Source organism: Streptomyces sp. NBC_01006, assembly GCF_045162725.1.
GTDB lineage: Bacteria > Actinomycetota > Actinomycetes > Streptomycetales > Streptomycetaceae > Streptomyces.
Genome location: NZ_CP108700.1, coordinates 4,786,181 through 4,798,499 on the forward strand (window position 1 = coordinate 4,786,181; position 12,319 = coordinate 4,798,499).

General features: G+C 69.3%; 17 protein-coding genes. 10 read left to right on the forward strand and 7 right to left on the reverse strand.

The window, feature by feature from the left end; all coding sequences use genetic code 11:
• Positions 1 to 9: 9 nt before the first annotated feature.
• Positions 10 to 618 carry a rhomboid family intramembrane serine protease gene (locus OG509_RS21910; RefSeq protein ID WP_406187643.1) on the reverse strand — a complete coding sequence of 203 codons (609 nt, stop codon included), beginning with the start codon at positions 616 to 618 and terminating at the stop codon, positions 10 to 12.
• A 79-nt stretch (positions 619 to 697) separates the two neighbouring features.
• Between OG509_RS21910 and OG509_RS21915 the strand changes: the two genes are divergently transcribed.
• Positions 698 to 1,384, forward strand: a complete 687-nt coding sequence (locus OG509_RS21915) for a UbiX family flavin prenyltransferase (protein ID WP_406184162.1) — start codon at positions 698 to 700, stop codon at positions 1,382 to 1,384.
• A 32-nt stretch (positions 1,385 to 1,416) separates the two neighbouring features.
• Here the strand turns inward: OG509_RS21915 and OG509_RS21920 are convergent, their stop codons facing one another.
• Positions 1,417 to 1,557, reverse strand: coding sequence for a hypothetical protein (locus tag OG509_RS21920; protein WP_406184163.1), 141 nt, complete (start codon positions 1,555 to 1,557; stop codon positions 1,417 to 1,419).
• Between the two features lie 138 nt (positions 1,558 to 1,695).
• Here OG509_RS21920 and OG509_RS21925 point away from each other — a divergent pair, with 138 nt between their 5' ends.
• The 7 genes from OG509_RS21925 to OG509_RS21955 all read left to right on the forward strand — a co-directional run bounded on the left by OG509_RS21925 (position 1,696) and on the right by OG509_RS21955 (position 7,493).
• Positions 1,696 to 2,151: an Lrp/AsnC family transcriptional regulator gene (locus tag OG509_RS21925; RefSeq protein WP_030161227.1), complete on the forward strand. Its 456-nt coding sequence runs from the start codon at positions 1,696 to 1,698 to the stop codon at positions 2,149 to 2,151.
• Between the two features lie 56 nt (positions 2,152 to 2,207).
• Positions 2,208 to 3,371: an aminofutalosine synthase MqnE gene (gene mqnE, locus OG509_RS21930; protein ID WP_406184165.1), complete on the forward strand. Its 1,164-nt coding sequence runs from the start codon at positions 2,208 to 2,210 to the stop codon at positions 3,369 to 3,371.
• A gap of 89 nt (positions 3,372 to 3,460) precedes the next feature.
• Positions 3,461 to 3,985 (forward strand): GNAT family N-acetyltransferase, encoded by a 525-nt coding sequence (locus OG509_RS21935; RefSeq protein ID WP_406184167.1) that lies wholly within the window; start codon positions 3,461 to 3,463, stop codon positions 3,983 to 3,985.
• A 144-nt stretch (positions 3,986 to 4,129) separates the two neighbouring features.
• Complete coding sequence (locus OG509_RS21940; protein ID WP_051696588.1) at positions 4,130 to 4,396, forward strand: DUF4229 domain-containing protein; 267 nt, start codon at positions 4,130 to 4,132, stop codon at positions 4,394 to 4,396.
• Positions 4,397 to 4,747: 351 nt separating this feature from the next.
• Positions 4,748 to 6,055: a dicarboxylate/amino acid:cation symporter gene (locus OG509_RS21945; protein ID WP_385580513.1), complete on the forward strand. Its 1,308-nt coding sequence runs from the start codon at positions 4,748 to 4,750 to the stop codon at positions 6,053 to 6,055.
• A 143-nt stretch (positions 6,056 to 6,198) separates the two neighbouring features.
• Complete coding sequence (locus tag OG509_RS21950) at positions 6,199 to 6,636, forward strand: hypothetical protein (RefSeq protein ID WP_406184168.1); 438 nt, start codon at positions 6,199 to 6,201, stop codon at positions 6,634 to 6,636.
• Positions 6,633 to 7,493: a hypothetical protein gene (locus OG509_RS21955; protein WP_406184169.1), complete on the forward strand. Its 861-nt coding sequence runs from the start codon at positions 6,633 to 6,635 to the stop codon at positions 7,491 to 7,493. The genes OG509_RS21950 and OG509_RS21955 overlap by 4 nt, the downstream gene beginning before the upstream one ends.
• 6 nt (positions 7,494 to 7,499) lie before the next feature.
• Here OG509_RS21955 and OG509_RS21960 read toward each other — a convergent pair whose 3' ends face one another.
• From OG509_RS21960 to OG509_RS21970, 3 genes are read right to left on the reverse strand one after another with little or no spacing between them, the layout of a single operon-like run.
• Positions 7,500 to 7,820, reverse strand: coding sequence for a hypothetical protein (locus OG509_RS21960; protein ID WP_229337159.1), 321 nt, complete (start codon positions 7,818 to 7,820; stop codon positions 7,500 to 7,502).
• The gene (locus OG509_RS21965) at positions 7,817 to 9,208 is read right to left on the reverse strand and encodes a hypothetical protein (protein ID WP_406184170.1); all 1,392 of its coding nucleotides are present in this window, start codon (positions 9,206 to 9,208) and stop codon (positions 7,817 to 7,819) included. The genes OG509_RS21960 and OG509_RS21965 overlap by 4 nt, the downstream gene beginning before the upstream one ends.
• Entirely contained in the window at positions 9,205 to 9,651 is a 447-nt protein-coding gene (locus OG509_RS21970) for a hypothetical protein (RefSeq protein WP_406184171.1), read from the reverse strand. The genes OG509_RS21965 and OG509_RS21970 overlap by 4 nt, the downstream gene beginning before the upstream one ends.
• A gap of 139 nt (positions 9,652 to 9,790) precedes the next feature.
• Between OG509_RS21970 and OG509_RS21975 the strand changes: the two genes are divergently transcribed.
• A complete protein-coding gene (locus OG509_RS21975) occupies positions 9,791 to 10,426 on the forward strand; it encodes a hypothetical protein (protein ID WP_406184172.1) in 636 nt (211 codons plus the stop codon).
• Between the two features lie 10 nt (positions 10,427 to 10,436).
• Here OG509_RS21975 and OG509_RS21980 read toward each other — a convergent pair whose 3' ends face one another.
• Both OG509_RS21980 and OG509_RS21985 read right to left on the reverse strand, forming a co-directional pair.
• Positions 10,437 to 10,619: a DUF397 domain-containing protein gene (locus tag OG509_RS21980; protein ID WP_406187644.1), complete on the reverse strand. Its 183-nt coding sequence runs from the start codon at positions 10,617 to 10,619 to the stop codon at positions 10,437 to 10,439.
• Positions 10,620 to 10,624: 5 nt separating this feature from the next.
• The gene (locus OG509_RS21985) at positions 10,625 to 11,485 is read right to left on the reverse strand and encodes a helix-turn-helix domain-containing protein (RefSeq protein ID WP_406184174.1); all 861 of its coding nucleotides are present in this window, start codon (positions 11,483 to 11,485) and stop codon (positions 10,625 to 10,627) included.
• Positions 11,486 to 11,640: 155 nt separating this feature from the next.
• Here OG509_RS21985 and OG509_RS21990 point away from each other — a divergent pair, with 155 nt between their 5' ends.
• On the forward strand, positions 11,641 to 12,048 hold the full coding sequence (locus tag OG509_RS21990) for an ATP-binding protein (RefSeq protein WP_406184176.1): 408 nt from the start codon (positions 11,641 to 11,643) through the stop codon (positions 12,046 to 12,048).
• Positions 12,049 to 12,319 lie beyond the last annotated feature (271 nt).

The following is a 12,319-nucleotide window of genomic DNA, read 5'->3' on the forward strand; positions in this document are numbered from 1 at the left end:
GGTCCCGGGCTACGCCCGGACCGCCCGGCGGGGGAAGCGGAATGCTGCCGCGATGCCCGTCAGCAGGCCGAAGAGGTGGCCCTGCCAGCTGACCGTCGAGTTCGTCGGCAGGATGCCGGTCAGGATGGCGGTGCCCCAGTACGCGGCGATCGCGACGGCGACCAGCACGCCCAGCGGGCGGCGTTCGACGAAGCCGCGGACCAGCAGATAGCCGAAGAGGCCGAAGATCAGGCCGGAGGCCCCGGCCGTCACGGTGTTCGCCCCGGAGACCAGCCACACCCCGAGTCCGTCCAGCACCACGACCACCGCGCAGAGCGCGAGGAACCGCCGTATCCCGCTCAGCGCGGCGACGAAGCCGAGGACCAGCAGCGGGACGCTGTTGGACGCCACGTGGTCGAAGCCGAAGTGGAGGAACGGGGCCAGCGGGATCCCGGTCAGGCCGTCCACCGAGCGCGGAATGATCCCGTACGCGTCCAGCGCGTGTCCGGTGGCCAGGTCGATCACCTCGATCAGCCACAGCAGGGCCACCCAGCCCAGCATCAGCTTCCCGGCGGCCTTGGCCCGGTCCGCCCGGCTCCATTCATCGAGGCGTACGACGCCTGCGCCTACTCCGGCCATGTCCTCGAAACCCCCACCCATCGACGCTCGGGTCACCTTACTCAGCGTCGTCCGCCGGTGGCCGGATAGTCTCGGAGCTATGACTGACGGCAAGCGCACCCCGTGGGTGGTCGGGGTTTCCGGGGCGTCCGGGACGCCGTACGCGGCGGCGGTGATCCGGGGACTGCTGGCGGCGGGGGAGAGCGTGGACCTCGTGGTCAGCCGCGCCTCGCGGCTGACCCTCCTCGACGAGACGGGAATCGCGTTCCGCGACGCGCACTGGCGGGAGGATCTCGCCACCTGGCTGGAGCGCGGAGCGGACGGCAAGCCCGCGACCTTCGCACGGCCGGAACTGGACGATGTCCGCTACTGGGGCGCCGGCGACCTGGCCGCCGGGCCGAGTTCGGGCTCGTACCCCGTGAAGGGGATGCTGATCGTGCCGGCGTCCACGGCCTGTGTGGCGGGTGTGGCGCTCGGGCTGTCGAAGGACCTGCTCCAGCGCGTCGCGAGCGTGACGCTCAAGGAGCGGCGGCGACTGGTGGTCGCGGTGCGGGAGACCCCGCTGAACGGGCAGACGCTCAAGCATCTGGTGGCGCTGGACGAGGCGGGCGCAGTGGTGCTGCCCGCCTCTCCGGCGTTCTATGCGGGTGCGACGCACATCCAGGACCTGGTGGATTTCGTCGCGGGGCGGGTGCTGGATGCGGCAGGGGTGCCGCACCGGCTGTACCGCCGGTGGGAGGGGGAGCTCGGTGGAGCGTCCCGCCCCCGGGAGGCAAGCGGTGGCTAGCGCGGTGACTGGCGCAGGAAGCTGCGCAGCGACTAGCGCTTCTTGGCGCGGAAAGCGCCCGGCTTGCGGGTCCGGTCGACGCGGTGGGCGGCGGCGGGCTGGTCGGTGCGGGATCGGTTGGCCAGCTCCTGGAGCTGTCGCATGTGCGCGTAGGCCATCTCGATCGTGTACACGGTGAACCACTCCTGATGTTGTCAGATCAGCGAGATCATCGCCGATCTGTTGAAAGATTCACAGGGTGTTGACCCTGTGCGCCTTTGATTCTATACGTAAACTTGCGGGATCGCCGAATAATGGAAGGCTCCAGGTATATGGACGCGGTGGATAGGCAGCTCATCCAGGCACTTCGTGAGAACGGACGTGCCTCGTACGCGGAGCTGGGCCGGCTCGTGGGCCTCTCCGGCCCCAGCGTCACCGACCGGATCAACCGGCTCGAATCGGCCGGCGTGATCACCGGCTACCGCGCGACCGTCAACGCGGCCTCGCTCGGCCTCGGCGTCACGGCGCTCATCGGCATCTCCCTCTCCGACGCCGCGGACCACGAGGACGTGGCCCGCCGCCTGCGCGACCTGGCGGAGATCGAGGACTGCTGGTTCATCGCGGGCGACGACTCGTACATGCTCAAGGTCCGGGCCGGCGACGTGGACGGGCTGGAGCGGATCATCCGCAAGCTCTCCAGCACCAAGGGCGTCTCGCGCACCCGTACCACCATCGTGCTCTCCACGAAGTGGGAGAACCGGGTCGGGGACCTGCCCGAAGAGGGCTAAGAGTACGGTGGGTGGCGGTTGCAGGCAGGACAGGACCCGTAGAGGAGACGACCGGAATGGACGCTGGGCTCAAGCGTGAGCTGGAGGACAAGGTTCGCTCCGGCGAGCGGCTGACCCGTGAGGACGGCATCGCCCTCTACGAGTCCGACGACCTGGCCTGGCTGGGCGGCCTCGCCCACGAGGTGCGTACGCGCAAGAACGGCGACGTCGTCCACTTCAACGTCAACCGCCACCTCAACATGACGAACGTGTGCACCGCCTCGTGCGCCTACTGCTCGTTCCAGCGCAAGCCGGGCGAGAAGGACGCGTACACGATGCGCATCGAGGAAGCCGTACGCCTGGCCAAGGCCATGGAGAACGACAACCTCACCGAGCTGCACATCGTCAACGGCCTGCACCCGAGCCTGCCGTGGCGCTACTACCCGCGCTCGCTCTCCGCGCTGAAGGAGGCGCTGCCGAACGTCTCGCTGAAGGCGTTCACGGCGACCGAGATCCACCACTTCGAGACGATCTCCGGCATGTCGGCCTCCGACATCCTGGACGAGCTGATCGAGGCCGGTCTGGAGTCCCTCACCGGCGGCGGCGCGGAGATCTTCGACTGGGAGGTCCGCCAGCACATCGTGGACCACAAGACCCACTGGGAGGACTGGTCGCGCATCCACCGGCTGGCGCACTCCAAGGGCCTCAAGACCCCGTCGACCATGCTCTACGGGCACATCGAGGAGCCGCGCCACCGCGTGGACCACGTGCTGCGGCTGCGCGAGCTCCAGGACGAGACCGGCGGCTTCCAGGTCTTCATCCCGCTGCGCTACCAGCACGACTTCGTGGACATGAAGGACGGCAAGGTCCGCAACAAGCTCCAGGCCCGTACGACGATGGCGACCGGCGCCGAGGCGCTGAAGACCTTCGCCGTCTCGCGGCTGCTCTTCGACAACGTGCCGCACGTGAAGGTCTTCTGGGTCATGCACGGCGTGCAGACCGCCCAGCTGGCCCTCCAGCACGGCGCGGACGACATGGACGGTTCGGTCGTCGAGTACAAGATCACGCACGACGCGGACAACTACGGCACGCCGAACAAGCTCGGCCGTGACGATCTGCTGGAGCTGATCCGCGAGGCCGGCTTCCGCCCGGTCGAGCGCAACACGCGCTACGAGATCATCCGCGAATACCCCGGCCCGGACGCGGCCCTGCGCGAGACCCCGCAGGCGATGCGCGTCTGACGCCGTCGACTTGGTGAAAGGCCCCGGTCCCACGAGGACCGGGGCCTTTTCCGTTGCCCACCAGGGCGGGTAATAGATATTCTCCGACCATGACCCTTACCTTCACCTTCGAGCCGACGGTTGACCGGGGGCTGCGCGACGGCCTCGTACAGCTGTGGACCGACGTCTCCAACGCGGGCGGGGCGGTCGGCTTCGTCCCGCCGGTGACCGCGGACGACATCCGCCCCGAGCTGGTCAAGCACCTCGTCGCCATGGCCGAGGAGCGCAACCGGCTCGTCGTCGGGCAGGACGCGCAGGGGCGGGTGCGCGCGGCCGCGTTCATCGCGCACAACGGTCACGCGCTCCAGCGGCACTGGGCGTGGGTCTACACCGTCATGGTCAGCCCCGAGCTCCAGGGCCGCGGCGCCGGGCGGGCCCTGATGGATGCCGTGGCCGACGCGGCGCGCTCCCTGGGCGGCCTCGACGCGCTGCGGCTCGGCTGCCGCGGGGGGCACGGGCTGGAGCACTTCTACGCGGCCTGCGGCTACAAGGAGGTCGGCCGCGTCCCGGGCGCCATCCGGGTGGCCCCGGGCGACGACCGCGACGACATCACGATGCTGCTGCCGCTGCACTGACCCGGACGGTGCCCCCCGGCGGGTTTGTCCGCACCTGCGCCGTGCTTCACTGGACGGACACGCAGTCGACCGAGTGCGCGTACCGACGAGAGAGAAGGGGTCACCGTGTCCCTCAAGCCGAGCGCGACGATCCGCTACACCGCGATGCGGCTGGGCATCTTCGTCGGATGCCTCGTCCTGGTCGCCGTCCTGGTCAACGTGGGCTGGGTGCCCGCCGGCCTCGGCGACGCCAACCCCGCCTGGGTCGTGCTGCTCGCCCTCGTGATCTCCGCGCCGCTCTCCTTCGTACTGCTGCGCAAGCAGCGCGACGAGATGTCCGCGCAGATCTCCGGACGCGTCGCGGGCGCGAAGGAGAAGCTCGCCGCGAACCGCTCCCAGGAGGACGCGGCCGACGACGCCGCCCGCGCGTAAGTTCCCGCCCGCGCGTAAGTTCCCGCGCCCGCGTTAACTGCGTCACACCCCGAACGCCAAAGAACCGCACCGAACCGCCCCAGCGCCGCGATCTGCCCTGCGCGCTGGGGCGGTTCGGCGTTTCGCGGGAGCTCCCTGACTCAAAGTGCACCTTTGAGATCCTCAAAGGGAAAGTGTTAGCGTGTTAAACATGTTGACCACAGTTGCGCACCAAATGACCGCGAGCGTCCCGCTCGTGGCGCGCCTGCACGTCGACCTCTGCCGCCGCGTGTCCGCGGCCTGTTGTGGCTGTCGCTGAGCCCACGCCGTTCTTCATCTCTTCCCCCCTTCTTTGCGCATCACCCCCGGAGTGTGTCCGTGTCCGCGACCCCGCAGGCCCCCGCCAAGGCCTCTTTCAAGTTCCCGTTCTGGGCCCAGATCGTCACCGGCCTCGTGCTCGGTGTCCTGTTCGGCTGGCTCGCCCGCAGTCAGGACGTCAGCTGGCTCGCCAAGACCCTTGAGCAGATCGGCGACATCTTCGTCCAGCTGCTGAAGCTGGCCGTGGCCCCGCTCGTCTTCTTCGCGATCCTGGTGTCGATCACCAACCTGCGGAAGGTGAACAACGCCGCCCGCCTCGCCTCGCGCACGCTGCTCTGGTTCATGATCACCTCGCTGATCGCCGTCGGCATCGGCCTCGGCATCGGCCTGCTGACCAACCCGGGCGCCGGCACCGGCCTCACCCCGCAGGACGGCAAGCTGCCCAAGCGCACCGGCTCCTGGCTCGACTTCCTCACCGGCATCGTGCCGACGGACGTCATCACGCCGTTCACCGAGCTGAACGTGCTCCAGATCGTCTTCATGGCCGCCGTCGCCGGTATCGCCGCCCTCCAGCTCGGCGACAAGGCCCAGCCGCTGCTGACCGTCGCCGAGTCGGTCCTGGAGCTCCTCCAGAAGGCCCTGTGGTGGGTCATCCGCCTGGCCCCGATCGGCACCGTCGGCCTGATCGGCACTGCGATCGCCTCGTACGGCTGGGAACTCATCGGCAAGTACGCGACCTTCACCGCGGACGTGTACGTCGGCTCGGCGCTCGTGATGTTCGGCGTCTACCCGCTGCTCCTCGCGACGGTCGCCAAGGTCAACCCGATCCAGTTCTTCAAGGGTGCCTGGCCCGCGATCCAGCTGGCCTTCGTCTCCCGCTCCTCGGTCGGCACGATGCCGGTCACCCAGAAGGTCACCGAGCGCCTCGGCGTCCCGAAGGAGTACGCCTCCTTCGCCGTCCCGTTCGGCGCGACGACGAAGATGGACGGCTGCGCCGCGATCTACCCGGCGCTCGCCGCGATCTTCATCGCGCAGATCTTCGACGTCCAGCTGACGATCACCGACTACCTGCTGATCGCCTTCGTCTCGGTGGTCGGCTCGGCCGCCACCGCCGGCCTGACCGGCGCCACGGTCATGCTGACCCTGACCCTCTCCACCCTGGGCCTGCCCCTGGAGGGCGTCGGCCTGCTGATGGCGATCGACCCGATCCTGGACATGATGCGCACCGCCACCAACGTCGCCGGCCAGGCCCTGGTCCCGGTCGTGGTCGCGGCCCGCGAGGGGATCCTGGACAAGAAGGCCTACGAAACGGCCTCGTCCTCCCCGCTGGACGAGCGCACCCCGGTCGCCGTGGCCGCCTGACCGCCCCGGCCCCCGCAGCCCCCGCCCCCGCCCGGGCGGGGGCTGCGGTGCGTTCAGTCGCGGATGCATTAACTTGTCTGCAACTTGTCTGCTCTCACGGGAAGTTCACCCGTGAGCGCATGCCGCTGACCGGGAGGAACAGGGTGCTGACAGAAGCGCTGGAGTTACTGGCTGCCACGGGTGGTACGGCTTTGGTGAGCGCGGCCGCGACCGATGCCTGGCAGACGACCCGCTCCGGCTTCACCCGGCTCTTGGGACGCGGGAACCCGCAGGCCGAACAGACCGCGGCCGGCCGCCTCGACCGCCTCGCCGCGCAGCTGGGCCGGGCCGCCAACCCGCAGGAGCAGGAGGCCGTACGACGTGCACTCGAAGCCGAGTGGTGCGGCCGGCTGAAGGACCTCCTGGAGGAGCAGCCCGAGATGGCGGCCGAGCTCGGCGAGCTGATCGCCCGCGTCCAGAGCGAGCTGCCGGCGCCCCAGCAGACGTTGGTGCAGAACAACACGGCGTACGGGGGCGGCATCCAGAACATCACCCAGGGCGGCGACATCATCGTCGGCGACCCCGGCCGGCGGCAGCGGTGACCGAGCCCGACCGCCAGGACAACGCCGCCTATGACGGTGGGACCCAGAACATCACCCACGGCGGCGACGTCATCCACCACCACTACCCACGGTCTGCCGAGCCGACCCCGGCGCCGGCGCGTGGCCTGCGGGCTTTGTCGGGCCGCACCCTCGCCCTGGCCGCCGCCGGGGCCGCCGCGGTGATCGCGGTGCCGACGACGATCCTGGCCCTCCAGCACGGCCCGCTGAGGACTGCGAACGCCGACAGCGCCCGCTCGGCCCCGGCCGCAGCCCCGTCCTCACCCGCCGCATCCCCCAGCAGCTCCGCCTCCGCCGCGCCGTCCACCCCGCCGACCACGCCCTCTCCACAGGCTGCGGGGATCGTCTCCCAGCCGTCGGCGACGCCGTCGGCTGGGACCACCCGCAGAACGGCCACGCCCAGCTCTCCGTACCCGTCGGACAACGTGGCCTGTCGGAACGAGTGGACCAGCAGCTATGTCACCAACATCGACTTCCAACCCTGCACCCAGGCAGTGAGCGGGACGGGAGCGGTCCAGTTCGGTGTGAAGGTCAGGAACGCAGGTAACACCCAGCTGGTCGTCGCGGTGCTGGTGAAGCCCTACGTGGCCCAAGTGGGAGCCGGAGAATGCCCCATGCATCCGGGGCCGTGGCAGGAGGTCGTGATCGACGCCCGTACGACTTGGTACAGCCAGTTCTCGCAGTGCTCGCTCAGCGCCGGAATCAAGGGGCACCGGGTGCAGTCCTCGGCCAGGGTCGCCCCCGACCCCGCGAGCGATGCGGACTTCGGAAACGCCAAGCTCGACTACTCGCGGGCATTCGACATCCAGCCGGACGGCAGGGCCCTCGTGGCCAAGTGAGACGGCTCAGCCCAGGGTCTCGCCGCGGATGAAGGCCGTCAGGCCGAGGATCAGCGGCGGGGCCAGCCACCACAGGCCCATCGTGCGGCGGACGGTCGGGATGACGGTGATGAGCAGGCCCAGCACGCTCAGGGACATCGAGATCAGGCACATCGCGCCGACACCCGCGTAGCCCTGGTCGTCCCACTCGCCCTGGGGCCCGGCGTACAGGGCCGCGAAGACGGCGACGGCGTTCAGGAGGTGGATCAGTCCGAGCGGTACGCCCAGGACCCACTGGAGGCAGCCCCGGTCCTCGGGCAGGTCGATGCTCTCGCGCCCGTACGTCATCGCATTGCGTCCTTCACGTTGCCGAGGTTGTTCCGGAAATCATCGCCGTAGTCCTGTGCCTTCTTCGACTCCCAGTACGGGCCGCCGTTGTAGCGGGCCGCGATCTCCTGCATCTGGGCCTCGGTCAGCTGGTCCGCCGGGACGTTCGCGTACCCGGTCTCCTCCTTGATCTGCGCCAGGAACCCCGCCGCGATGAAGGCGTTCTGCTTCGGGTCCTGGAGCGCGGACTTCACCACGTTCCGCTGCTGGTCCGTGAGGTTCTCCGGGTCGTAGCCCAGCACCTCCGCCCCGCGCCGAAGCTGCACCGCGATCGGCCCGAAGGAGGTCTCGTCCGGCTTGCCGCCCGCCCGGTCCGGCAGGTTCTCGGCCGTGACCGGGCTCAGCCCCCACGGCGCGTCGGCGGCCTGGCGGAAGAAGTCCACGCCGTCGTCGAAGATGCCCGGCTGGCCGCCGACCTCCTTCCACGCGATACCGGCGACCATCTCCTCCGGCAGCCCCGCCCGCTGCGCCGCCGCCCGCAGGATCTCCTTGTTGTTGCGGATCCACTCGGCCCGGCCCTCGTCCGACTGCGGCGGGTCCCAGTAGTTGTCGTCGGCCTCGGGCAGGCCCGCCACCCGCATCCGGATGTCGCGCAGCTCGGGCGAGACCGGCTCGCTCCCCACCGGTCCGGTCATGTCCTTCTTCGGACCGCTGCCCGGCAGGTGCGTCAGGGGGTTCGTACGGGCCTCCGCCGCCTCGCGCCGGATGTCGGCCATCGCCGCGTACACGTCGACCCCGCCCCCGCCGCCCTTGACCTTGAACTCGGGCAGCAGCTCGTACGCCTGCTTCAGCGCGTGCACGCACACGCTCCGCGCCTCCGCCTCGGCCGTCTTGGCCAGGTGGAAACTGCCGCCCGCGTCATCGTGCAGCCGGTTCGCCTCGTCGCGGATGTCGTCCACGTCCATGGTGATCTCGGCGAAGAAGTCCATGACTCCGGTCGTCGCCCGCATGTCCTCCCACTGGCACATCGGCTCCGCCTCCTGCGCCGTGCGCGTGATCGCGGTGCCCTTCGTGCCGATGAGCGCCGCGAGCTTGCGCTCGGTGCGCTTGCCGTTCGCGTAGTGCGACTTGGCGGTGGTCAGGGCCGATGCGTACGCGTGCAGGGCGCTCGCGGCCTTGTCGTACCCCTCGGCCATGTGGAGGACGAGCTGGCGGGCCTCCGAGAGGCGTGAGGTGTACGTGTGGCTGCCGTCGCTCTGCCACTGCGTACCGGTCTCGGCGCGCCGCGCGGGCTCCTCGACCTGCACCAGCAGATCGCGCAGCCGCTTGAACTCGGCGGCGTTGCGCTCCACCAGCGCCGGATTGCACTCCTCCAGGAACTGGACGTCCTTGCGGTGGCTCAGGCTCACTTCGACTCCGGCTTCACGTACTGGCCGCCGTCGAGGATGCCGTTGAGGAAGGAGAGGGCGGTACCGTCGTCCACCTGCGCGAAGCTGGTGCCGGTGGTCTTGAGCTTGGTGGCCAGGGCGGCGAACAGGTTGATCGTGTCCTTGAACTGGTCGTCGGCGAAGCGGGCGAAGCGCAGGGCCTCCGCCGAGACGTCCGCATGGGCCCGGGGCGCGCGGGCCATGGTGCTCGCGTCCCCGTCCGGCCGCCCCTCGTGGAGGAGCGCGGCGATCTCGATCAGCAGGTTGGCGTTGCCGTTGATGGACTGCGCCCCGGCGACGAGACTCCCGGCCGGGCTCCCCGCCGTGCTCGCGTCGGCGGGTACGTGGTTGAGGCGCATGGCGGGCGACGACTGCTGCGCGAGGGCGGCGGCCTTGTGCTGAGCCCATTCCGCATCGAACGACATGTGTCCCCTGGGTAGTTGATAACCGGACATGACCAGAATTCGACTGATCATGTTCATGAGGGACGCGGAATTGGATCGTACGGTTCCAGGCCTGCGGTTATAGTCGGCCGCTGTTGACCAACTGACCTTGTGCGGGGGCATGGTGACGGTACGAGAGATACGCGCGGCAGCGCAGATGATCGGTCGGCGCAACGCGCTGCGCTACCTGGCGATCGGCGTCGGCGCCTCACTGGTCGCGGCGTGCGGCGGCAAGGGCAAGGACGACCTGCCCGGCGCGCCGGCGGCCCTGGCCGACCCGGCCGCCGGGGGCACCTCTTCCGGAGATCCGGCCCCGGCCTCCTCGGGCGTGGTCGCCCGGGCCTTCGACGCGTTCATCAAGGGCGACTGGAACCTGGAGTCGACCACCCCGAACGGCAAGACCGTGAAGGGCAAGGCCACCGTGAACGCGGACGGCGGCGGCAACTCCGGCTGGAGCATCGCCTGGACCGACGGTCCCTCTTGGACCGGAGGCTGGCTGCTGCGCGGCGGCCACCTGGTCCTCGACGTGTACGAGGCCCCCAAGGCCAGCCTGAGCCGACTGACCGGCGGCCAGGCCCTGACCGTCCCCAACGAGGTCGGGGACAACGTCTCGCTCACGCTCCCCTGGAAGCCTCCGGGCCACAAGGACACCAGCGACGGGCAGGTGCTGAAGGTGACCTACAAGAACAACGTCCTACGGATCGTCCACAGCGAGGGCGGGCACAGCGAATCGGTACACGTCTGCACCCGCGCCTGAGCCGTCGCCGTCAGCTGCCGGAAGCGTGGGCCACGAACCCGGCCCACGCGCCCGGCCCGAAGGCCAGGTGGTCCCGCTGGACGTCCTTGGAGTCCCGGACGAGAACAGCACCCGCAGTGGTGGCCACCTCGACGCAGTCGTTGATGTCACTGCTGTCGCTGTAGCTGCTCTTGAACCACTCCAGCTCGGCCATGTGGATCACGTCTCTCCCAGCAGTTTCTCGATGAAGGCTCGTGACTCCCGGGGCGAGAGAGCCTGGGCCCGGATCATGCCATAGCGCAGATCAAGGATCTGCAACTGCTTGTGGTCAGAGACCGGACGGCCGTTGAAGATTCCTTCGGAGCGCCCCACTGCCGTTCCGTCACCGAACTTCAGCACCTGGATGCGGCCTCCCATTCCTGCGTGGTCCTCGCAGATGGTCGGCATCACCTGGATCGTTACGTTCCGCAACCCGCCCAACTCCAACAGCCGTTCGAGCTGGCCGCGCAACACCATTGTGCCCCCGATGGTGCGTCGCAGGGTCACCTCTTCCTGGACGAAACTGAGAGCAGGCTGAGGCGATCGCTCGAAGATCGACTGTCGAGCCAGCCGCGCGGCTACTCCCCGCTCGACCTGCTCCGGCGACTGCGGGGGCTGAGCCATCTCGAAGAGCGCCCTGGCGTAGTCCTCGGTCTGCAACAGGCCATGGATGTTGTGGTTGTTGTAGGTGCCGATCTCGACGGCCTTGGCCTCCCGCTGCTTCAGATCCCGGACCCTCCTCGGGTAGCGGACCTGCTCAAGGTCGACCTTCATCGCCTTGATCTTGCCGCCGGCGTTCAGTACCTCGTCCGCCCGGTCGAGGTACTCAGGCCGAGGGATCCTCTTCCCCGCCTCGACCTTGCGGACCTGGTCTTCCCCGTACTGGATGGCCGCTCCGAACTCGGCGGCCCGCATGCAGGCCTCCTCCCGCCAGACCTTGAGCTGGCGACCCAGGGCGGCGACCACCGCCACGCCCTGTTCGTCCTCCGGGTCGACGTCCCAGCCGGGCTCTTCCGTACCGTCACTGCTGTCCACGCTCATGCGCGCCCACCTCCGACGAGCCGATGTCCTCAGCGCCCCGTACCCGCGACCTCGGTCCGGACAGCCCTGACAGCACTGGACAAGCGCCGGACAAACGCGGGACGTAGAGGCGATGTTGCTTCCCACGGTACGCACGTACGGCCACGCTCAGTGACGTGATTCCTCAACTCGTCGACTTCCACGTCCAGCTGTCCGCGACCCCGCGCGGAGCTCGACTCGGCCGCGTGCTGGCCGCCGAACAACTCCGCGCCTGGGGCCTGCCCTTGGAGGTGCCCGCTCAGATCATCGCGGAGCTCGCCACCAACGCCGTGACCCACGGTCGGGTTCCCGGACGGGACTTCAAACTCGCCCTCACCATCACGCCCGACACCCTGCTCATCGAGGTGACGGACACCCGGGGCGATCGCATCCCGGAGATCCGCGACACGGGTCGGGGCCTGGTCCTGGTCGAAGCGCTGGCGGACCGTTGGGGCGTAAGGGAAGGGCCGGCCCCGTCCAAGGTGGTGTGGGCGGAGGTGTCGCTCACTCCCGTGTCCCGGGGTCCCGCGATCCGGCGTGCTTAGACGTAAAAGGACCAAAGAACCGGGGGAAAGAACCCACCAAACCCACCCCACCGGCCCCGCGTCGCTCGGATGGGTGAACTGTGCCAACTGGGCTGGATTTCGGGCCGGTTGGCGGGCATATGCTCGCCACGACAACCGCAGACATGAGACGGCCCCCGGCGGGACGGCAATCCCGGCCGAGGGCCTGACCAAGCAGGAAGCACTACCTTCCCCATGGCTCTTGAGCACCCTACCGCGCCCGCATGCACCCCACCGGGACTTCACCCGCGGA